The sequence below is a fragment of the Blautia luti genome (assembly GCF_013304735.1).
Lineage (GTDB): Bacteria > Bacillota > Clostridia > Lachnospirales > Lachnospiraceae > Blautia_A.
Genome location: NZ_JAAITI010000048.1, coordinates 1 through 20,636 on the forward strand (window position 1 = coordinate 1; position 20,636 = coordinate 20,636).

Below are 20,636 nucleotides of genomic sequence, written 5' to 3' on the forward strand. Positions count from 1 at the left end.
AGATACACTCGAAGCATCCGCAGGAAGTCATCGGATCCTGCATGATGGAGTACAGTGTAACGTGCTCCAGAGCACCCTGGGAGAATTTCTGAACTGCCTCATCTACATCCTCATAAGAACCAAGGTTCTCATCGATCGGACGCTCTTTTGTGATGATCTGGCATGGTCCGTTCGGATCAAGCTGATGTGTAGCTTTTGCATCCAGCCATGAAACAGCACCGCAAAGTCCAAGTCTCTCTGGTGTTACTACACATACGTGGCTTGGTGCGAATGCCTGGCAGAGGATACAGCTGTAATATACGTCAACAGACTCATCTGTCAGAGTATCAAGACGCTCATCACGTTTGTCAAAGATCGGGATTGCAACCTCATGACGGATTCTTGTACACTCAGCAGGATCTGTATAAATAACAACTTCACATTTATCAACAACTGCATCGAACTCATTCTTAACAGATGCATAAAGAACCTCACCGATATGTTTGATGCGGAATCCTGCATTAAATGCATCAATGCTGATACGGATACGCTGCATATCACGCTGTCCTGTATGGTATACACCCTCGATACAGTTGATGTAGTTATGGAATTTACGCTCGATAACCGGCTCAAAGTCAGCCTGCATATTCTTACCAGCAACTTTAACAACATATGCGATGCTGTTCTTGCTGCCGAATTCCATCTCATCTACTTCCGGTCCAACGACTGTGATCTTGTGGTCTTCGATCTCAGAAGCATCACAGGTATGTACAAGCTCTGCACAGTCTACACGGGAACCATCGAACTCAACCTGCATGTCTTTACGACGGATGATCTCACCCTCGAATGCAGATGCGAAAGCAACCGGAATATCAATATTTGTGATCTTGATCTTAATATCACGTGCCTCAAGAGAAGTAGCGTTGAATTTGCTTACGTCCTCCTGAACGATAAGGCTCTTCGGTACGCGGAAGATATTCTCTGTCTCATTTGTAACAACCGGGAAACCAAGTGCAATAGCACCTGCACCGCATGCTACGATCACATCATCCAGAGGTTTGAATGCGTTAACGAATGCCGGTACACGATCCATTGTGTATTTCATAAGTGTTCCTGCATCTCCAGGTGTTACATTACCGAAGATCAGAGCTGCACGGATCGCAACGGAAACTACATGAACAACAGATGTAACATCTTTTCCAAGAGGAATAACACGTACGTTAGCGCCTGTCTTCATTCCGGCTTCTGCAACCTGATCGATGATTCCGCCAACAAGCGTTACCAGGATACCCTGTGCCTGATAGCTCTTTACAAGTGCAACACCCTCTTCTGTAGTAGGAGCAGAACCAAGGATAACAGCAACGCCTGGGATATCGCCTGTTACAAGCGGTACACCGAGCTCACGGATAACAGCATCACCAAGATGTCCATAGCATGGCTCTTCGTAAGGAGTTGCTCCGTCGATATATTTCAAAACCTCGATGAACTCTGCGCAAAGTGCTGTAGCAACACCGGACATGAATGCATCGTTCAGTCTTTTCTCTCTTGTCATAAGTGTTTTTACAACGCCAAGAGCTTCTTTTAATTCTTTTAATGTTGTAACTTTTGTTCCTGTTACAGCATAGTAGCAAGGAAGGCTGTAAGCGGTATTCGGGAAGCTGACAGCTTTGTCTTCGCCATACTGAGCGATCGCGCCGTCAATAGCACCCTCTGTTAAACCATATACAGCATCGTTTCCGCCGAATACTCTATCAAATAAAGTCACTGTAATACCTCCTATTTTTACAGAATTGAATTCTGATCAATTTTGTCTTTGATTTTTCTGATTTCAGCTGTTACAGTTTCACTGAAATCGTAGGGAGATTTTCCCTGACGATCAGCATCTATAACTTCTGTATTGTAGTGGATCATTCCAAGCAGATCCTCCGCCGGGATCTTATTCCGGATAAATTCCTCGTCCTCCGGATTTCTTACCTTATTGGCCACGACCTTAACCTGAGAAACTCCCAGATCCTTTGCAAGACGTTTAACATTCTTATATGTCTGTACGCTTCTTGCCCCTGGTTCGATCACTACAATAAATTCATCCATGCTCTCCGTGGTGCCCCGGCCCAGATGTTCCAGGCCGGCTTCCATATCCATGATCACCACATCATCTCTGTGGATCACAAGGTTATTGATCACTCTTTTAAGCATCACATGTTCAGGACAGACGCATCCGCCTCCACCTGTTTCCACAGTTCCAAGGACAAGCAGCTTTACGCCATTACAGGTTTTTCCATAAGTATCCGGAATATCGTCTACCTTTGGATTCAGTTTATAAAACTGATTCTGGCTGTTGGCTCCGGTACGTTCTTCTATAAGCTTACGCATTTTTGAGATCGGAACGATAGAATCCAAGGTTTCCTCATCAAATCCAAGGGCAAGCCCCAGGTTCGCATCCGGATCCACATCCGCTGCAAGGACCTTTTTTCCCTCATCTGCGTATAATCTTGCAAGTGTTGCTGCGAAAGTTGTTTTTCCTACTCCGCCTTTACCGGTTACTGCTATTTTCATTTTACGTCTTCCACCTTTTATAACATTTTAAAGATCGCAACGGATTAGATTCCTAATGCTGTTCTCTTCTCTTCAATTCTCTCGATCATAAGATCAACTAATTTCTCGATGTCTGTCTCTACTGTGTAAGCAGCACCTGTCCATTTTCTTGTTCCCTCTGTAAGAAGTTCGCACATTTCTGAAGAACCGGAAACATATGGATCAACACCAAGGAATGTATCAATACCAGTACCAACTACGTAGTTACCGATGGATACAGCTTTTTCAGACATCCACTCAGGAGCACATCCTACTACCGGAAGCTGATTGATCTGAAGTCCTGCATCTTTTGCAAGTTCAGCAGCCAGGATCATCATACGGGAGATATCTACACAGGATCCCATATGAAGTACCGGCGGGATATCAGCCAGCTCACAGACACGTTTCAGACCTGCACCGCAGAGGTCTCTTGCGGATTTGTCCATCAGACCAGCTTTTGCAGCTGCCTGTGCGGAACATCCGGAAGCGATGATAACGATATCATTTGCGATACACTTCTTCATCAGTTCGATATGTGCATAGTCAGGACGGATCTTAGGATTGTTACATCCAACCATAGCAACAGCACCACGGATAACACCGGAAGTGATGCACTCAAGTAATGGTTTGGTTGTTCCTGTTACGTCAACCTGAGAGTTTGTAACACCATCAAGAACTTTGACGATCGCTTCTACTGAGTAACCAACAGTAGCTTTCTGTTTCAGCTGTGGAATATGTACAAGCTCAGGTTTTCTGTTCTTGAAGTTATCGATAGCCATCTTAACGATTGCTTTTGCATTTTCTCCTGCTGTCTCTGCGTTGAATCTGATAAATTCAGAATCCGGCATCTGAGCGATCGGAGAAGTTGTAACAAATTTAGTATGGAAGCATTTGCTCAGAGGTCCTAATGCAGGGAAGATACACTGAACGTCAACTACGATCGCCTCGCAGGCACCTGTCAGTACTACGTTCTCCTGCTGCAGGAAGTTACCAGCCATCGGAACACCGCGACGCATAGCTACCTCATTAGAAGTACAGCATACACCGGAAACTGTGATTCCTTTTGCTCCTACGGATTTTGCATAATCGATCATTTCTTTGCTGTCTGCATACTCACAGATCATCTCAGAAAGACTCGGATCATGTCCGTGTACAACAATGTTTACGTTCTCTTCAACCATTACTCCAAGGTTAGCCTCTGTATCAAGTGGCTTCGGAGTTCCGAATAATACATCAGAGAACTCTGTTCCCATCATGGAACCACCCCATCCATCAGCCAGTCCACAGCGAATAGACTGTTTTACAAGTGCTTCTGGAAGAGAAGAACATCCCATATGACTCATATGCAAGGAACTTGCAACCTCACGGTCGATAGCACGTGGTGCAATTTCGTTCTCGATCAGTTTTTCTTTCTGTCCTGCAGGCATTCTGTCAAGGAATCTCTGATATCCGAACGGTTTACCATATTCCATAAGACCGATCTCAGCCATCTCATGAGCCAGATCATAGATATCCTTTCCTTCTGTCTCCACGCCCCACTCTTTAGCGATGCGAAGCAGTTTCTCAGGATCTTTTACCTGATAATTTCCGCCCTCTTTTGCACAGTACAGTGTATGACAGATCTCACGGCCATGATCGGAGTGAGTAGCTGCACCACCAGCTGTAAATTTGAGGAAGTTTCTTCCTACGATACCATGAGCATCACATCCACAGATTCCTCTTGGAGCCTTCGGTGTAATACGGCACGGTCCCATTGCACAGATACGGCAGCAGATACCCTGCTCACCGAATTTACAGTGCGGAGTCTGGTTCTTTGCACGGATCTGCCATGCATCTGCTCCTACCTTTGCACCTGTCTCAAGAAGACGGGCTGTAGCGGCTTCAAATTCCTCCACTGTAGTTAATTTGAATTCACTCATTATAGACCTCCTTTAATAGCACATCTATTTTTTATTTTTCTTTTTTATAATAAGCCCATGGACAGGAACCCATCCCCACCCATGGGTTATTTTCAGTTTTAAAAAAAGGTTTTTATAAACCTAATTTGTCAAAAATTTCAAAAGCTGCTTTTCTCATCGGATTGTCCTCTGGAAGAGTAACGGTTGGTTTTCCGTCACAGTCATATTCATAAACTGCCTCATCCTGTGGTACTACACCGATCAGATCGAGTCCCTGTTTCTGGATCTCCTCAAGGATTCCGGGATTCAGTTCTGCTTTTGGTGCGCGATTGATGATAAGACCTACTCTGGAAGGCTTCATTTCACATTCCCGGATCAGTTCCGCGATTCTGCCAACTGCCTGTACGCCTCTTCTGGAACAGTCACTTACGAGGATCGCTGTTTCCATGCTTGGAAGAATTCCTCTGCTGATGTGTTCCATTCCTGCTTCATTATCTACAACAATATACGGATAATTTCTCTGGTATTTGGCAAGCTGAGCCTGAAGCAGTCCATTTACAAAGCAATAGCATCCTTTTCCCTGCGTTCTTCCCATCACAAGAAGATCATAATCATCTTCCTCTGTAAGGGCATCCTCGAAACGTACCTCTGCATAATCTGCCTTGGACATTCCTGTCGGGATCGGACTTTTTTCTGCCAGTTCCGCATGAGCGATCTCCTCACGGACATCTCCCAGTGTGGTATCTACTTCTACGCCAAGAACCTCATTCAGGTTTGAATTGGCATCCGCATCTACAGCCAGTACAGGTCCTTTTTTCTTTTCGCAGAGATACTGGATCAGCATTCCGCATAATGTAGTTTTTCCAACGCCGCCTTTTCCTGCGACTGCAATTACATGTGCCATAAAACGGGCACCTCCTGATTTCATAAATAAAAATCTGATACGCCCGGCGTATAAAGGAGGTGCCCGTAAGGTAAAACAATACAGTTATATTGTTTTTTATTCTGGCACCTCCGCACTGTGCCGGAATTCATATTCAGTTTATTGATAATTAGATAAGTGTACGAAGTCCGGATCTGTCAATGATCTCGGATACATCCTTCCATTTGTTTAATGCATAAAGATGGATACCGTCAACACCAAGAGCGCGATACTCATCGATCTGTCTGATGGTGTATTCGATTCCTTCTTCTTTGAATCGTTTAACCTTGTCCTCATAGAACATGTCAAATGGTTTACCATCAGCATCTTTAGCGTTAAACGGATTCGGGAACAGCCAGTTTCTGGAGATCAGCCTGCAAAGCTCACTGTCCATTACACAGCCGTTACGTGAAAGAGCCATATTAATGGTAGCTGCCTGATCCAGGATCGGCATTACACCAACATCTACAGGCATTGTCACTCCAGCCTCGCGGATAGCGTCCAACCAGTATTTAAACTGTTCCATATCCCAGCAGAGCTGGGTCATGATATAATCAGCACCATTGTCCTGTTTCTGTCTCAAAACAGCAATATCAGCATCCAAGCTTCTGCATGCGATATGGCCTTCCGGTGAACCGGCTACTGCGATCTCGAACTTATCGCCAAATTCATCACGGACAAATTTAACAAGGTCTGTCGCATAATTGAAGTCTCCGCAGGTTGTTGTCTCACCAAGTGGAATATCTCCGCGAAGTGCCAGCATATGGTCTACGCCTTCAGCCAGATACTGTTCCAGTTGCTCTTTGATGCCTTCTTTTGTATTCTTGATCACTGTGAAGTGTGTTACAGGAGTGGTTCCTGCATTCCTGATCATCTGGCATACTTCCCTGTTGGCACCGACATTTCCGCCGCCGGCACCGTATGTACAGGAAATATACTCCGGTCTATACTTCATGAGATGTTCAATGGTTCCCGGCAGGTTTGCCATACCTTTTTCTGTCTTTGGTGGAAAAAGTTCAAAGGAAAGCAGCATTTTTTCTCTCATTGCTTCAGATAATTTCATTGATCGTCCCTCCACGTTTTAATGTTATTATATTTTTATAGGAATGATCTCTGTTATTCCCTCAGTTCACATTTCCATAAAACTGCTGTAATATTAGTCACACTGCAGTTTCACGATACTGTTCGCCAGATCTACCATGAGGATACTGCCCTCTACCACGCGCTCATCTCCCATGATATCACGAAGGATCAATTTATTTCCATCCACATCAATGCGGCTTACATTTTTAAAAATTACTGAATTATCTTCTTCTTTATATACAGTTGCAAGACACATAATCAATTCCTCCAAATAAGCGTTTTTCTGTTCTTCCGCTCTGCTGTCAAAATCATTCTGTCAGTTTATTTCAGTTCTTCCTTAACAAAGGTAAGGGCAAGTCCCAGTCTCATATTACCCTTCTGGAAATCGGATACTGCTTCCTTGATTGTCTTGGCAGCTGCATCCATATTAAGTTTCTTAAGGTTGTCAGCCATCTGGTCAAGTTCTGCAGCATGATGCTCATTATGCTGCAACATGTAGGTAAGAAGTGCTACAGTCTCATTCTTGCAGTCACCGGACTCACAGGAACCGCAGTGGCCATCGCCGTGTGTATGGCAGTGACTGTCTCCTTCTGCATGACTGTGTGTATGGCTGTGAGTCACTCCATCCTCGTGAGTGTGCTCATGTGTATGTTCGTGGCTGTCCGCATGTCCATGCTGAACAAGGTTGCCATTCTCATCTTTGATTAAATGCATAAATACCCCTTTCCTGTATCCGCAGGGCGGACACGCTCATGACAAGAATTTATCAATTAAATTCATTATACATCTTTTCGCCTCTATTATCAAGAAAATTATTATAAAAAATATCCAAAATTATGCGCCATTTTTCCTGATTTTTCAAAAACTTTGACAGTTAATTAACCCGATTGTTTCGATTTTAACGAAGTTAGTTTTTCCAAACCATCTAATATTGCTCATAGCAGCTTTGAAATCCGGATCAAGCTTTATCACTTTTGTAATATATTTGATGTGATTCTTTCATATTTTTGTGCTATAATAGCAAAAACATGGGAAACAGAACAAACAAGGAGGAATTATTTTGAGAGAGACTGTTTTTCTGAATAACGACAGAGAAATGCCCCTCCTGGGGCTTGGTGTATATAAGTTGCCCGACGACGTACAGGCTGAGGCTGCTGTCATTTCTGCAATCTCCGCAGGCTACCGCATGATTGATACTGCATCCGTTTACAAAAACGAAGAAAGTGTGGGACGTGCCATTGCCAGATGTGGAGTTCCCCGAAAAGATCTTTTTATCACCAGCAAGATCTGGAACACCGCTCAGCGCCTGGGTGATGTTCAGGGTGCTTTTTCCCGCAGTCTTGACCGCCTGAAACTCAGTTATGTTGATCTCTGCCTGATCCACTGGCCAGTTCCCGGCTGCTACCTCAGCACCTGGAAAGAACTGGAAAAAATCCTGGAATCCGGACGTGCTTTAAGTATTGGTGTCAGCAATTTTGACATCCGGCATCTGGAAGAGCTCCGTAAAATTTCCGGAATTATTCCGGCTGTAAATCAGATTGAATGTCATCCCCTGTGTTATCCATCCGAGCTGATCGAATACTGTAAGGCTTTTGGCATTCAGGTACAGGCTTATGCCCCTCTGGCAAGAGGTGCCTATTTTGACAATGATGTCATGTGTGTTCTGGGAACCAAATACGCAAGGACTCCTGCACAGATAGGTCTTCGCTGGGCCATCCAGAAAGGAATTTCCGTTATTCCAAAATCCAGCAATCCGGAACGTATCCGAAGCAATGGAAATATTTTTGATTTCAATATCGAAGATGAAGACATGGCGATCATTGATACGCTTAATGAAGATCTTCATACTTCTCATGTTCCGGAAGATCTCCGTGACATTCAGTTTTAGTTTTTTCATAATAACATAAAAAAGATATCTGCCTGATCCTAAAAAAATCTTCTGGCAGATATCTTTTTTATTTTTTTAACTGAATTTCATATGTTTGAAGCGGGCGAATGTTTCTGGCTCATACATTTTCCCAGGGGAGCATCGGTGTTTCCACTTTTTTGTCACGCAACATCAGATCCATTACCGCTTCTGCTGCAGATTTTCCCTCAAAAAGTACACGGTTCACTTCCGTTATGATAGGCATCTCCACTTCATATTTCTCCGCAAGTTCTCTTGCGGCTCTTGCGGAATAAACACCTTCTACAACCATCTGTACCTTATCCATAGCCTGTTCCATTGTACATCCCTGACCGATCAGATATCCGGCTTTTCGATTACGGCTGTGTACGCTCGCACAGGTTACGATCAGATCACCAATTCCGGAAAGTCCGTAAAACGTTTCCATCTGTGCTCCCATTTTCTTTCCAAGCCTTGCAATCTCCGTGATTCCCCTGGTGATCAGAGCTGCTTTTGTATTGTCTCCATATCCCAATCCGTCAGCGGTACCTGCTGCCAGTGCAATCACATTCTTAAGTGCTCCCCCAAGTTCTACTCCCAGAATATCCGGCGTTGTATACACGCGGAATACAGGACTCATAAAAATACTCTGAAGATATTCTGCAGTCACCCTTGTACGTGCGCTGACCACGCAGGTCGTAGGAATTCCTTTTCCAACTTCTTCCGCATGACTTGGACCTGAAAGAACTGCCACATCTCCCTCAGGAATTTCTTCCTCAATTACGTCACTGAGTGTTTTCAGTGTTTTTTCTTCGATACCTTTTGCAACATTGACAATCTTCTGACCCTTCCTGATAAATGGTGCCATTTTATGAGCCGTACTTCGAATGTACGGAGAAGCCACTGCCAGCACTGTTACATCAGCACTTTTAATCGCCCGTTCCAGATCCGTCAGAATTTCAATGTCTTCCGGAATCTGTACACCTGGAAGCCGGTCAGGATTTTCTCTTTTTTCCCGGAGTTTCCGGGCATCCTCCGGTCTTGCTGACCAGAGAAGGACTTCATGGCCGTTATTATGCAACAGGAGTGCCAAGGCCATGCCCCAGCTCCCCGAACCCAGTACGCTGATTTTCGCCATAAATTTTACCTCTTATTTTTTATTCTTGCTGCTTAGGAATACTTTATTCTCAGTTCCATGAAGAAGCCTTCCAATATTGGCTCTGTGCCTGTAAAAAGCCATAGCTGTAAGAACCGCCATCACAATATAGAGTTCCACAGTATGTGGCTGATCCATCCCGTATTTTCCCATATGTCCAAAAACAAGGACCAGGATAAACGCTGCCGCATAGGCACTGAGGGAACAGAGAGATACATAATGTGTTGTAAAAAACAGTGCAAAAAAGACAACTGCACATACAATAAAAATCCGCCAGTCAAAAGCAATGATCATGCCCACAGAGGCTGCAATTCCTTTTCCACCGCGAAATTCCATGGAAATTGGGAAATTATGTCCCAGAATACAGCCCAGAGCAGCATAAAGCGTCAGAAGCGGGAGAATACCGCTCATGGAGTTCCCATAAATCATTCTCACGATCACAATGGCAAGCACACACTTCAGGCAGTCTCCCAGAAGTGTAAGCGCTCCCGCCTTTTTTCCGAAAGTGCGGAATGCGTTGGTCGTTCCCGCATTTCCGCTTCCATGCTCTCTGATATCTGTCTTGTGAAGCTTTCCTATAATATAACCTGTCTGGAAAAGTCCGCATACATAACCAATAACAAGACAAATAATACGTTCCATATTTTTATTCCTTTTCCCCGCGCTCGCGGATGATGAATTTCAGGGAAGTTCCGGAGAATCCAAAGGCATCCCTGATCTTGTTCTCCAGATATCTTACATAGGAGAAATGCATCAGTTCTTTATCGTTGACAAAAATTACAAATGTGGGCGGTTTTACCGCAACCTGTGTCATGTAGAAGATCTTCAGCCTTCTACCACGGTCGGACGGAGGCTGCTGGAGAGCAACTGCCTCAGAAAGGATCTCATTGAGAACACCGGTCTGGATACGGAGTGTCTGATTCTCGATAACTGTATCGATATTCTCAAAGAGCTTCGGAAGTCTCTGGCCTGTTTTTGCAGAAATAAAAATAATCTGTGCATACGGCATAAAGGAAAGGATCTGACGGATCTTCTCAGTATGCTTGTAGATGGTCTTGTCATTTTTCTCAATGGCATCCCATTTGTTTACAGCTACAATGATACCTTTTCCTCTGTCATGGGCGATTCCCGCGATCTTGGCATCCTGCTCGGTAACTCCCTCGGAAGCATCAATCACAACTACGACCACATCTGCACGCTCTACAGCTGTTACTGTACGGATAACGCTGTAGCGCTCGATCTCTTCTTTTACTTTTCCTTTACGGCGAAGTCCTGCAGTATCAATAAATACATAGTCCTTATTGTTCCAGGTAACCTTGGTATCAATGGCATCACGTGTAGTTCCCGCAATGTTAGATACGATCACACGCTCCTCACCAAGAAGTTTGTTGATCAGAGAAGATTTTCCAACGTTCGGCTTTCCTACAATGGCGATCTTCGGGATATCGTCCTGATCTTCCTCCTCGCTCTTATCTGGGAACTCTTTGATTACCTCATCCAGCATATCTCCAAGACCCTGTCTGTTGGCTGCGGAAATTGGGATCGGTTCTCCGATTCCAAGATTATAAAATTCATATACATCCATCATGTACTTCTGATGGCTATCCACTTTGTTGACTACAAGGCGTACCGGCTTGCCGCTGCGGCGGAGCATATCTGCCACCTTGGCGTCAGAATCCACAAGGCCCTGGCGGACATCTGTGATAAAAATAATCACATCTGCCGTGTCAATGGCAATCTGCGCCTGCTCTCTCATTCTGGAAAGAATGATGTCGCTACTGTCCGGCTCAATTCCGCCTGTATCGATCAGGGTAAATGTCCGGTCAAGCCATGTGACATCTGCATAAATTCTGTCACGGGTTACTCCTGGTGTATCCTTTACTATGGAAATATTATCACCTGCCAGAGCGTTAAACAGAGTGGATTTGCCTACATTAGGCCTTCCCACTATCGCTACTACTGGTTTGCTCATAAATTTGTCTCCTTCTTGTTGGTTTATGTTTCGGAGGATTGATCACAGCCTCTACCAGATCACGTCCTCCTGTGTCTACAATTACAATTTCTGTTTTCAGTGCCTCAGAAAGTTCTTTAAGTGTCATATCATCCAAAAAGATCTCCTCATCACCTTTCAGCATACTGCACGGGATCAGAAGTTTTTCTCCCAGATCAAGGCCGGAAAGCTGTTCTTTCAGATCCTGACCAGTAATCAGACCGGACACCGTGATCTTTTCGCCGAAAAAGCGATTCTCGATGGTTGTGACCGGAATCTGCACATTGGGAAATTTTTTCTTGATTTCTTCTATATAGCGGGCAATAAAAGGCGCCGCCAGTTTTCCTGTGGCGATCCTGCCTGTCACCTTACGGTCATCACCGGTAAGTTCCTTAAGTGTTTCTTTTACTTCGGTTTCCAGAAGTCTTAACATTCCCACGCCATTTTCAAGCTGCAGATATCCGTCGTATTCCTCCTCACAGGGAAGCTCCCTGCCTGCCAGAATATACCACTCATCCGAAGCATGGATAAAATGAATCCCGTACTTCTCCACCATGATCTTCTGCCAGCGTTCGATCTGACTCAGAACTTTTTCTGCATCTTCTTTATTAAAAGGTTCCAGAGGATAGAGACCTTTTCTGTATTTGGTAAGTCCCACCGGCACAACAGAAACACTCTGAAGAACCGGAGCATAGGCCGAAAGCTTCTCAAGGCTGTATTCCAGCTCATCCCCGTCATTAACACCTTTACACAGTACGATCTGTCCGTTCATGGTGATCCCTGCGTTATACAGCATATCCACCTTCTCCAGGGCCTTTCCTGCAAAGCGGTTATGCAGCATTTTGCACCGGAGTTCCGGATTCATTGCCTGGAATGAAATATTGATCGGTTCCAGATGATAGCGGATCACTCGCTCAATATCCTTCTCGCTCATATTGGTAAGCGTCACATAATTTCCCTGAAGAAAGGAAAGCCTGGAATCGTCATCCTTAAAATACAGCGTCTCACGCATATCCGGCGGCATCTGATCAATAAAACAGAACATGCACTTATTTGAACAGGAACGATAGTCATCCATCAGTCCCCCGTTCTCAAATTCTATTCCAAGGTCTTCCTCATATTCCTTCTCTACCTCCAGCTCCCACTCTTCGCCATCGGGCTTCTCTACCAGAAGCACCACAAGCTCTTCATTCATGAGATACCGGTAATCGAAGACATCCTCCACAGGCTGACCGTTTACAGACACAAGTCTGTCCCCCGGTTCCAGCCCCAGCTCCTCGGCAATACTGTCGGGCAGCACCCTGGAAATCATATGCTTTCTTAATTTCATCATTATCTCCCTTTTCTATCCCGTATATAATAACAACTTTGCTCTTAAAAATCAACACTTTGAGAAAACACCTTGACTGACACGTGGGTCTGATGTTATAAATAGACTGAGAATTTTTAATGACATACACTTAGGAGGAATATTATGCCAAACATAGAATTGCTGGAAAAGTCTATGCCTGTTGCCCCGATCCGAATCGCCGCACTTGCCGGATGCCGCGAACTGGCCGAGGAGGTTGACAAAAAGCTGGTTAAATTCCGTAAAGAACTTGTAGCAGCCAAGAAATCCACCATTATCCCACAGGGCTATGCAGAGAAATCTTTCCTTGTAGACTGCGAATGCCCGCGTTTCGGAACCGGTGAAGGTAAAGGTTACATCAAAGAATCCGTCCGCGGAACAGACCTTTATATCATGGTAGATGTGACCAATTACAGCCTTACTTACAGCGTATGCGGTCATGAGAACCACATGTCTCCGGATGACCATTACCAGGATCTGAAGAGAATTATCTCCGCAGCCACCGGTAAAGCACACCGTATCAACGTTATCATGCCATTCCTTTACGAGGGACGTCAGCACAGACGTACCAAGAGAGAATCTCTCGACTGTGCACTTGCACTTCGCGAGTTAAGCGCAATGGGCGTTTCCAACATCATTACTTTTGATGCTCATGATCCACGTGTGCAGAACTCTATTCCACTGAAAGGTTTTGATAACTTTTTCCCGACATACCAGTTCCTGAAAGCACTGGTCAAAAATGTCCCGGATTTCAAACTCGATAATGATCACCTCATGATCATCAGCCCGGATGAAGGCGCTATGTCACGTGCTGTATATTTCTCCAATATCCTTGGAGTTGATATGGGTATGTTCTACAAACGCCGTGATTACTCCACCGTTGTCAATGGCAAGAACCCGATCGTTGCCCATGAGTTCCTTGGAGATTCCGTAGAGGGTAAAGATGTTGTCATCATCGACGATATGATCTCCTCCGGAGAAAGTATGCTGGATGTTGCCCGTCAGCTGAAAGAGCGTAAAGCCGGACGTGTATTCGTCTGCACAACCTACGGTCTGTTTACAGACGGCGTAGCTAAATTTGACGAATATTACGAAAAAGGCTGGCTTGACAGAGTTATCACAACCAACCTTAACTATCGTATTCCTGAGCTTCTCGACCGTCCATACTATATCGAGGCAAATATGAGCAAATATCTTGCAAGTATCATCGATATCATCAACCATGATGTATCTGTCGAGAAAGTTCGTTCCAGCAACGAAAAGATCATGGATCTCATGAAAAAAGTCAACGAACAGTAAGAAATGCTCCCAGGTTTCCACGTTTTCCGTGAGAAGCCCTGTGTGAATAAAGAAAGAGCGGATTACAGCAGGTGCAGATGCCCGGCATGGAAATCCGCTCTTCTTTTATGCCTGCATCCAGAAAGATTCTTCGGTTTGCCTCCCAGAGATTCAGCTGATATTTTCCATCTGGTTTCTCATAAAAAAGTACATCCCAGTATTTTTCTTCAAATGCTTCTTTAAACTGATCGATCACATCTTCACTGACTTCATAACAGTCCTGACAGATAGACGGACCGATGGCTGCGTAAAGTTCTGAAGGGTCTGTCTGAAATTCCTCAGCCATTTTTTCCACCGTCACTTTACCGATCTTTCCTACCGTACCTCTCCACCCGGAATGGGAGAGTCCTATCGCTTTATGTACCGGATCTACAAAGAAAAGTGGTACACAGTCCGCATAAAAGGTCGCCAAAACCAGTCCAGGTACATTGGTAATCATTCCATCCACATCTGTATAAGGCCTCGGTTTCGTGATTCCATTTCCACTATCTTCTTCCGTGACCACACGTACATTGGTGGTATGTGTCTGATCTGAAGTTACGATATCTTCCATGGAAAATCCCATAGCATCCGAAAGTCTGCGGTAATTTTCCCGCACTGCATCCTCGTTATCTCCTCTTGTAAAGCTTAAGTTCATGGATTCATAAATCCCCTGACTCACTCCGCCCAGACGGGTACTGAAACCATGTACGATCCCGGGAATTTTCTCAAAAGCAGGATACGTCAGCCACGTAACTCCGCTTTTCTGATTTACATTCATTAACTGCTTATCTTTATACCATTTTATTTTCATCTTATGTAACCAGCCCTTTCATCTGCAAAAATCAAAAGCATTTTTTATCCAGTGAATCTCTTTTCCATCAATACCCACTACGTCAAAACGGCAGGGAGGCAACTCCCGGTATCCATGTGCAATCAGGTAAAACATTGCCACTCTGCTGATGATCCGCTGTTTTTCTCTCCCTACCGCTGAAAAAGAACTTCCACTTTTTCCGTTCTTTCTGTATTTCACTTCAATAAATACCAGATATCTTCCATCCCGTCCAATGAGATCGATCTCACCACTTCGGCAGCGAAAATTTCTTTCCCTGATCTTCAGTCCTTTTTCTTCCAGGAATGATGCAGCAATTCCCTCATAATAGCTGCCCTTCTGTCTTCTATTTTCTTTCAGAAAAACAAAACCTTTCTGTTTTTGATGTCGGTATCTTTCGTATCTTATTTTTTATACAAAATGTGTGATAAACGTTTTTCTGTGTATCGGACTTGGCCCGTATTTCTTCAATGCTTCAATATGTGCTGCAGACCCATAGCCTTTGTTGGAGGCAAATCCATACTCCGGAAGAACCTTGTCATATTCTTCCATCATCCGGTCTCTGGTCACCTTCGCCACAATGCTTGCCGCTGCAATGGATACACTTTTTGCGTCACCTTTGATAATGGGTACCTGCGGGATCTGGATCCCCGGTATGGTAACCGCATCATTTAAAAGCAGCTGCGGCTGCACAGAAAGTTTACTTACCGCCTGGCGCATTGCCTCATAAGTTGCCTGCAGGATATTGATCTCATCAATTCTCTCCGGACTTGCCATTCCGATCCCAACGGAAACTGCCCCTTCCATGATCACATCATAGAGCTCTTCTCTCTTTTTGGCTGTAAGTTTCTTGGAATCATTGAGCCATAAAATATCGCAGTCTTTCGGAAGGATCACCGCACAGGCTACTACCGGGCCGGCAAGGGGGCCTCTTCCCACTTCATCGATCCCACAGAGATATCCCAGGTGTTCATACTTATGTTCATATTCCTTCATGATCTCTGTGCGCGCACGTTCATTTTCCAGCGCCTGAAGTTTTTTGCGGTACTGCTGGATCAATTTCTGTACACCGCTTCTCTCATCGTTTTCATAATGCTGAAAAAGGGCGTTGTATTCGCCCTCCTTCGCTGACGCAAACTGCGCCTTGATATCTTTCATTGTTTCCATTATGCTTCCTCTGTTTCTTTCGGGAATTCCAATGTTACCTTTCCAAGTTTTCCGGAACGGAATTCTTCCAATAAAAGACGGGATGCCTTCTCATAATCAAGCTCTTCTCCCTTTTTCAGGCAGCCTCTTGCCTTTGCAACTGCAGTGAGGATATCCAGCGGCTTCTGTCCTTCTTCCACATTGTATCTCTCTTTCAGTGCTGCCGGGTAAAACTCCTGCAGATATCCGATGAGCCCAAGAGCAAGTTCTTCGATATTCAGAATGTCATCTTTGATAGAGCCGATATAGGCAAGACGCATTCCCACTTCCTGATCTTCAAACTTTGGCCAGAGAATTCCTGGTGTATCCAGAAGCTCTACGCTTTTATTCAGGCGGATCCACTGTTTACCTTTTGTAACTCCCGGTTTATTGCCGGTCTTGGCGCAGGCTTTTCCTGCAAAGGTATTGATAAATGTTGATTTTCCAACATTCGGGATTCCTGCCACCATGGCGCGTACCGGACGGTTCTTGATTCCTCGTCTGCGGTCACGCTCTGTCTTTTCCTTACAGGCTTCCGTGATTGCCGCAGAAACAGCCTTCATGGAGCCTTTATTGCGGGAATCAATACTTACCGCATAGATTCCTTTTTCTTTAAAATATTCCATCCAGGCACGGTTCTGTCTCTCATCGGCAAGGTCTGCCTTGTTGAGAAGGATCATACGTGCCTTGTTTTTTCCAAGTTCATCAATATCCGGATTACGGCTGGAAAGCGGAACTCTTGCGTCTACAAGCTCAATGATCAGATCGATCAGCTTGATATCTTCCTGCATCTGGCGTTTCGCCTTCGTCATATGGCCTGGATACCACTGTACGTTCATAATTCACCTCATTTATCTGTACTTTGCTCTATTTTATAAATCCTATTTTATTTTTTGGAGAAACTGTAAACCATATTTTTCCAACGATGTATTTCTTGTTAATATTTCCGATATCGCTGAAGCGGCTGTCCTCACTGTTGTTACGGTTATCACCCAGGACAAAATATTCTCCACTTTCCAGTGTTACGGCACTGTCTGCAAGTCCTCCATCTGTCATATCCTGATAAGCTCCGTTTTCTTCATAAACTTTACCATTGATATAAACCTGTCCGTCTTTAACCTGAACAGTTTCTCCCGGAAGTCCGATTACACGTCGGATATGCAGGGCTGCCGAGTCACTGGCACTTGTTTTAAAAACGATCACATCTCCACGTTTTGGAGAACTGAACTTGTATAAAGCTCTGTTTACAAAAAATTTTTCACCTACAGAATATGTGGGTTCCATGGCGCTTTCCTGCAGCGTCACGGTCTGAAATGCGGAAATCGCAACTAGCACAGCAAAAACCAGAGTTACAATAATCTCAAATACCCACTTCACGATTCCTCTTGTCCTGTTATCCCGAAGCTTCTCCCTGGCTTCGGAAACAGCTCTGTTATCCTTCAGATCATCAATCTTTATCTTCTTATTTAATCCCATATTCTATCCCCTGTATGTGTTTTTACACGCATACGCACTGATGTAAAAAGAGGGACAATAGCAAATGTTATTGTCCCTGCCTCTTTACTTATGAAATTATTTTACAAGCTCTTTAACCTTAGCTGCTTTACCTACGCGGTCTCTCAGGTAGTTCAGTTTCGCACGACGTACTTTACCATGACGGATAACCTCAACCTTAACTACATGTGGGGAATGAAGTGGCCATGTCTTCTCAACGCCAACACCGTTGGAGCTCTTTCTTACTGTGAAAGTCTCTCTTGTGCTTCCGCCCTGTCTCTTAAGTACTGTACCCTCGAAGATCTGAACACGCTCACGTGTTCCCTCTTTGATCAGTGCGTGTACTCTTACTGTGTCTCCTACGCGGAACTGCGGTACTTCAGCTTTCAGCTGAGCGGACTCAATGTTCTTAATAATTTCGTTCATGTCTTTCTCTCCTTAATTATACTGGATGTTCTTAATACACATGTGGTAACAGAGGACCATCTTTTTTCACAACATAAGTGATTATACACTAGATAACTTCCTATTGCAAGAACTTTTTTCCCGGATTTTCGAGTGTTTTTACCTATGAGTAATTACCAGCAAAGTACTTCGTGTCCTGTTTCTGTGACAAGTACCATGATCTCCCACTGTGCAGACGGCAGGCCATCTTCTGTCCGCACTGTCCAGTCATCAATCTCATCTGTATAAATTTCGTCAGATCCCATATTAACCATTGGCTCAATGGTAAAGATCATTCCCGGAACCATGAGTACGCCTGTATCTTCTTTGGAAGTGTAACTTACCCATGGATCTTCGTGGAACTCAAGGCCTACACCATGTCCGCCAATTTCTCTGACAACGGTGTAACCGTTTTCCACTGCATGTTTGTGCACAGCACTTCCCATATTTCCGATCGGTGTCCATGGTTTTACCTGCTCGAGGCCAAGCTCTACGCATTCCTTTGTCACACGGACGAGTTTCTCCTTCTCCGGACTTACCTTTCCGATACAGAACATACGGGAGGAATCGGAAAAATATCCCTGATAGATGGTAGATACATCTACATTGACGATATCTCCCTCTTTTAAAACAATCTCTTCATCTGGAATTCCATGGCATACTACCTCATTGATCGATGTGCATACGCTTTTTGGAAAACCTTCATAATTAAGTGGTGCCGGAATTCCTCCATGGCGTACGGTTTCCTCATGTACCCAGTCATCGATCTGCTGTGTGGTCACGCCTGGTCCAATATGCTCTGCAACATAGTCAAGAACTGCGATATTGATCTTGCAGCTCTCTTTGATCTTCTCGATCTGTGCAGGTGTCTTGATCAGATCATGGTCAAGAACTGCATATCCTTTCTTTTTCATGAGTTCCATTTTTTCATCAAATGCTTCATGGCATTTTTTATATTTTTTTCCGCTTCCGCACCAGCAGGGATCATTTCGCTCGATTTTTTTAGACATCTTTCCTTCTCCTTTTCGCAGCTGTATGGCTGCTTTTTCTTTTGTATTTTATATATTCAGATATGTGGTATCTGTCTGTAATATTTTTCATGGAGAATTACTCCGCCTGATTATCATAGCACAACTTTCTTTAGGTGAAAAGTATTCTTTGTGTTTTTGGTTTGTTTTATTTAACTTTTTATAATTTCCCAATAAAAAAGGAACCGCAACATTTTAAATGATCCCTTTTTATTTATGCATTTTTTATTTTTCAGTGGCTGCAGTCTGCCGGTTTCCGCCGGTTGCCATCACACGCATTCTTCCAAGTGCACCGGATACTGCCGGGATAGAAATCACTACGATGGTCAGTACACCTTCCAGAAGGATATAGCTGTAGTTGTAGATGATCGGATATAATGCTGTCAGGGATTTCGGGAAATTATCCGGCATATAATCCATCCAGTAGAGGTATCCACCAAGTGCATGGAACGCACCTCTTGCCAGGATTGCTACAACGTAAGCCTTCAGAAGTCCATGTTTCTTGGTTTTTGTAAATAACCCAGAAAGCCCCATTGCGCCAAATGCCAGGATATAGTCACAGCATACCTGGAAAAAGGAAAGGACATATGGTTCCTGAAGAAACTGGAAAATTCCATATACAAGGCCTGTGAGAATTCCTACTTTAACACCGTACCAGTAACCGATCAGAACAATAAACAACATACTGAATAAAGTTACAGATCCACCAAATGGCAGTTTAAATAATTTAATGTAGGAAGTTACATATGCAAGTGCCAGTGCTACTGCACAGGTAACCAGCTGCTGTGTGGTGAGTTTCAATGCGGATGTGTTTTTCTGAAGCAATGCTGCTACCAGGATTACCAGAATCAGAACTGCAATCACAGATACGACATATCCTGCCGTTGTGAGACCGCCTTCGGCAGTCACAAGAAAATTAAACATACTCTTTCTCTCCTCCTTACGTTGGGATTACCCAAATCAAGTTCAAAGGTCGAAGCTTGCGCCTCCTCTCAGCCTGGTCAGGCTCCCTTGGTCTTACCTATTGTAGCATATGGGGAGGGGGATGTAAATGGGGGTGTGTGGGAATTGTGTATACGAAAAAACAGGAAAGAAATCTGTGTGTGGATTTCTCTCCTGTTTTACTCTTTCCCTTGTAGCTTGAAAACTACATACATGTGGTTATTGATGATTGTTAATCGTTTTTGAATCAAGTTTTACCTGCGTGCCGATTTGTAGCTTTTTTCACGGGCTCGCAGCTAAAGCTGCATCGCCTGTTTAGTAGGCTACTCCAGCGGGGGTCATCTCACGACTCCGTCGTTCGATGTCATTTGCTTCGCAAATGTTCAGGAATCATCATGAATGCCTCTCCACAAGCAAGCTTGTTCCGATTCATTCCTGCTGCTTCCTGCCCGCTTCCTCGGCTGGTTGGTCAAGCCCTCACCCGATTAGTAACAGTCAGCTCCGTGTGTTACCACACTTCCACCTCTGCCCTATCTACCTCGTCGTCTTCAAGGGGGTT

The 20,636-nt window shown here is 44.4% G+C and carries 21 protein-coding genes, 1 rRNA gene and 1 riboswitch; of the genes, 2 read left to right on the top strand and 20 right to left on the bottom strand.

The genetic code is table 11. The annotated features are described in order from the left end of the window. From acsB to G5B06_RS16760, 7 genes are all read right to left on the bottom strand, one after another. A partial coding sequence (acsB, locus tag G5B06_RS16730) for an acetyl-CoA decarbonylase/synthase complex subunit alpha/beta (protein ID WP_173772551.1) occupies positions 1-1,744 on the bottom strand: 1,744 nt, incomplete at its 3' end. Positions 1,745-1,761: 17 nt separating this feature from the next. Further along, entirely contained in the window at positions 1,762-2,535 is a 774-nt protein-coding gene (locus G5B06_RS16735; protein WP_118514473.1) for an AAA family ATPase, read from the bottom strand. Positions 2,536-2,579: 44 nt separating this feature from the next. Then, positions 2,580-4,472, bottom strand: coding sequence for an anaerobic carbon-monoxide dehydrogenase catalytic subunit (gene cooS, locus G5B06_RS16740; RefSeq protein ID WP_173763139.1), 1,893 nt, complete (start codon positions 4,470-4,472; stop codon positions 2,580-2,582). A gap of 112 nt (positions 4,473-4,584) precedes the next feature. Further along, positions 4,585-5,355 (bottom strand): AAA family ATPase, encoded by a 771-nt coding sequence (locus G5B06_RS16745; protein WP_173763138.1) that lies wholly within the window; start codon positions 5,353-5,355, stop codon positions 4,585-4,587. A gap of 148 nt (positions 5,356-5,503) precedes the next feature. Then, positions 5,504-6,436 (bottom strand): methylenetetrahydrofolate reductase, encoded by a 933-nt coding sequence (locus tag G5B06_RS16750; RefSeq protein WP_173772553.1) that lies wholly within the window; start codon positions 6,434-6,436, stop codon positions 5,504-5,506. Between the two features lie 93 nt (positions 6,437-6,529). Next, positions 6,530-6,712: a CooT family nickel-binding protein gene (locus tag G5B06_RS16755; RefSeq protein WP_021975843.1), complete on the bottom strand. Its 183-nt coding sequence runs from the start codon at positions 6,710-6,712 to the stop codon at positions 6,530-6,532. A gap of 65 nt (positions 6,713-6,777) precedes the next feature. Then, positions 6,778-7,170, bottom strand: a complete 393-nt coding sequence (locus tag G5B06_RS16760; RefSeq protein ID WP_173772555.1) for a cobalt transporter — start codon at positions 7,168-7,170, stop codon at positions 6,778-6,780. A 346-nt stretch (positions 7,171-7,516) separates the two neighbouring features. Between G5B06_RS16760 and G5B06_RS16765 the strand changes: the two genes are divergently transcribed. After that, entirely contained in the window at positions 7,517-8,344 is an 828-nt protein-coding gene (locus G5B06_RS16765; RefSeq protein ID WP_173772557.1) for an aldo/keto reductase, read from the top strand. A 118-nt stretch (positions 8,345-8,462) separates the two neighbouring features. Here the strand turns inward: G5B06_RS16765 and G5B06_RS16770 are convergent, their stop codons facing one another. From G5B06_RS16770 to G5B06_RS16785, 4 genes are read right to left on the bottom strand one after another with little or no spacing between them, the layout of a single operon-like run. Continuing rightward, complete coding sequence (locus tag G5B06_RS16770) at positions 8,463-9,479, bottom strand: NAD(P)H-dependent glycerol-3-phosphate dehydrogenase (RefSeq protein WP_173763136.1); 1,017 nt, start codon at positions 9,477-9,479, stop codon at positions 8,463-8,465. Positions 9,480-9,491: 12 nt separating this feature from the next. Next, entirely contained in the window at positions 9,492-10,139 is a 648-nt protein-coding gene (gene plsY / locus G5B06_RS16775) for a glycerol-3-phosphate 1-O-acyltransferase PlsY (RefSeq protein WP_173763135.1), read from the bottom strand. Between the two features lie 4 nt (positions 10,140-10,143). Continuing rightward, on the bottom strand, positions 10,144-11,469 hold the full coding sequence (gene der / locus G5B06_RS16780; protein WP_021975838.1) for a ribosome biogenesis GTPase Der: 1,326 nt from the start codon (positions 11,467-11,469) through the stop codon (positions 10,144-10,146). Continuing rightward, positions 11,432-12,817 carry a DUF512 domain-containing protein gene (locus G5B06_RS16785; protein WP_173763134.1) on the bottom strand — a complete coding sequence of 462 codons (1,386 nt, stop codon included), beginning with the start codon at positions 12,815-12,817 and terminating at the stop codon, positions 11,432-11,434. Before G5B06_RS16785 ends, der begins: the two co-directional genes overlap by 38 nt. Before the next feature lie 144 nt (positions 12,818-12,961). On the opposite strand from G5B06_RS16785, the gene G5B06_RS16790 reads away from it, so the two are divergent. Further along, positions 12,962-14,134, top strand: a complete 1,173-nt coding sequence (locus G5B06_RS16790) for a ribose-phosphate pyrophosphokinase (protein ID WP_015525311.1) — start codon at positions 12,962-12,964, stop codon at positions 14,132-14,134. On the opposite strand, the gene pgeF is transcribed toward G5B06_RS16790, so the two are convergent. The 9 genes from pgeF to G5B06_RS18810 form a co-directional block, all read right to left on the bottom strand. After that, positions 14,121-14,966 (bottom strand): peptidoglycan editing factor PgeF, encoded by an 846-nt coding sequence (gene pgeF / locus G5B06_RS16795; RefSeq protein ID WP_173772559.1) that lies wholly within the window; start codon positions 14,964-14,966, stop codon positions 14,121-14,123. The genes G5B06_RS16790 and pgeF overlap by 14 nt on opposite strands. Positions 14,967-14,984: 18 nt before the next feature. Continuing rightward, positions 14,985-15,344, bottom strand: a complete 360-nt coding sequence (locus G5B06_RS16800; protein ID WP_148447259.1) for a YraN family protein — start codon at positions 15,342-15,344, stop codon at positions 14,985-14,987. Positions 15,345-15,395: 51 nt separating this feature from the next. Then, positions 15,396-16,151, bottom strand: coding sequence for a ribonuclease HII (locus G5B06_RS16805; protein WP_148447227.1), 756 nt, complete (start codon positions 16,149-16,151; stop codon positions 15,396-15,398). Then, positions 16,151-17,008 (bottom strand): ribosome biogenesis GTPase YlqF, encoded by an 858-nt coding sequence (gene ylqF / locus G5B06_RS16810; protein WP_148447229.1) that lies wholly within the window; start codon positions 17,006-17,008, stop codon positions 16,151-16,153. Before ylqF ends, G5B06_RS16805 begins: the two co-directional genes overlap by 1 nt. A gap of 28 nt (positions 17,009-17,036) precedes the next feature. Continuing rightward, positions 17,037-17,645 carry a signal peptidase I gene (lepB, locus tag G5B06_RS16815; RefSeq protein WP_173772561.1) on the bottom strand — a complete coding sequence of 203 codons (609 nt, stop codon included), beginning with the start codon at positions 17,643-17,645 and terminating at the stop codon, positions 17,037-17,039. A gap of 96 nt (positions 17,646-17,741) precedes the next feature. After that, entirely contained in the window at positions 17,742-18,089 is a 348-nt protein-coding gene (gene rplS, locus G5B06_RS16820) for a 50S ribosomal protein L19 (RefSeq protein WP_015525316.1), read from the bottom strand. A gap of 152 nt (positions 18,090-18,241) precedes the next feature. Next, complete coding sequence (locus G5B06_RS16825) at positions 18,242-19,117, bottom strand: methionyl aminopeptidase (RefSeq protein ID WP_173763129.1); 876 nt, start codon at positions 19,115-19,117, stop codon at positions 18,242-18,244. Positions 19,118-19,360: 243 nt separating this feature from the next. After that, on the bottom strand, positions 19,361-20,059 hold the full coding sequence (locus tag G5B06_RS16830) for an energy-coupled thiamine transporter ThiT (RefSeq protein WP_173763128.1): 699 nt from the start codon (positions 20,057-20,059) through the stop codon (positions 19,361-19,363). Next, positions 20,056-20,158, bottom strand: a riboswitch (TPP riboswitch). (Overlaps the previous gene by 4 nt.) A 384-nt stretch (positions 20,159-20,542) precedes the next feature. Next, a 23S ribosomal RNA gene (locus G5B06_RS18810) occupies positions 20,543-20,636 on the bottom strand; the annotation flags it as partial.

What these genes read in the sequence shown, in the direction of transcription:
- G5B06_RS16735 (WP_118514473.1), bottom strand. Translation starts at nt 2,535, where the DNA reads ATGAAAATAGCAGTAACCGGTAAAGGCGGAGTAGGAAAAACAACTTTC.
- cooS (WP_173763139.1), bottom strand. Translation starts at nt 4,472, where the DNA reads ATGAGTGAATTCAAATTAACTACAGTGGAGGAATTTGAAGCCGCTACA.
- G5B06_RS16745 (WP_173763138.1), bottom strand. Translation starts at nt 5,355, where the DNA reads ATGGCACATGTAATTGCAGTCGCAGGAAAAGGCGGCGTTGGAAAAACT.
- G5B06_RS16750 (WP_173772553.1), bottom strand. Translation starts at nt 6,436, where the DNA reads ATGAAATTATCTGAAGCAATGAGAGAAAAAATGCTGCTTTCCTTTGAA.
- G5B06_RS16755 (WP_021975843.1), bottom strand. Translation starts at nt 6,712, where the DNA reads ATGTGTCTTGCAACTGTATATAAAGAAGAAGATAATTCAGTAATTTTT.
- G5B06_RS16760 (WP_173772555.1), bottom strand. Translation starts at nt 7,170, where the DNA reads ATGCATTTAATCAAAGATGAGAATGGCAACCTTGTTCAGCATGGACAT.
- G5B06_RS16770 (WP_173763136.1), bottom strand. Translation starts at nt 9,479, where the DNA reads ATGGCGAAAATCAGCGTACTGGGTTCGGGGAGCTGGGGCATGGCCTTG.
- plsY (WP_173763135.1), bottom strand. Translation starts at nt 10,139, where the DNA reads ATGGAACGTATTATTTGTCTTGTTATTGGTTATGTATGCGGACTTTTC.
- der (WP_021975838.1), bottom strand. Translation starts at nt 11,469, where the DNA reads ATGAGCAAACCAGTAGTAGCGATAGTGGGAAGGCCTAATGTAGGCAAA.
- G5B06_RS16785 (WP_173763134.1), bottom strand. Translation starts at nt 12,817, where the DNA reads ATGAAATTAAGAAAGCATATGATTTCCAGGGTGCTGCCCGACAGTATT.
- G5B06_RS16790 (WP_015525311.1), top strand. Translation starts at nt 12,962, where the DNA reads ATGCCAAACATAGAATTGCTGGAAAAGTCTATGCCTGTTGCCCCGATC.
- pgeF (WP_173772559.1), bottom strand. Translation starts at nt 14,966, where the DNA reads ATGAAAATAAAATGGTATAAAGATAAGCAGTTAATGAATGTAAATCAG.
- G5B06_RS16805 (WP_148447227.1), bottom strand. Translation starts at nt 16,151, where the DNA reads ATGGAAACAATGAAAGATATCAAGGCGCAGTTTGCGTCAGCGAAGGAG.
- ylqF (WP_148447229.1), bottom strand. Translation starts at nt 17,008, where the DNA reads ATGAACGTACAGTGGTATCCAGGCCATATGACGAAGGCGAAACGCCAG.
- lepB (WP_173772561.1), bottom strand. Translation starts at nt 17,645, where the DNA reads ATGGGATTAAATAAGAAGATAAAGATTGATGATCTGAAGGATAACAGA.
- rplS (WP_015525316.1), bottom strand. Translation starts at nt 18,089, where the DNA reads ATGAACGAAATTATTAAGAACATTGAGTCCGCTCAGCTGAAAGCTGAA.
- G5B06_RS16825 (WP_173763129.1), bottom strand. Translation starts at nt 19,117, where the DNA reads ATGTCTAAAAAAATCGAGCGAAATGATCCCTGCTGGTGCGGAAGCGGA.
- G5B06_RS16830 (WP_173763128.1), bottom strand. Translation starts at nt 20,059, where the DNA reads ATGTTTAATTTTCTTGTGACTGCCGAAGGCGGTCTCACAACGGCAGGA.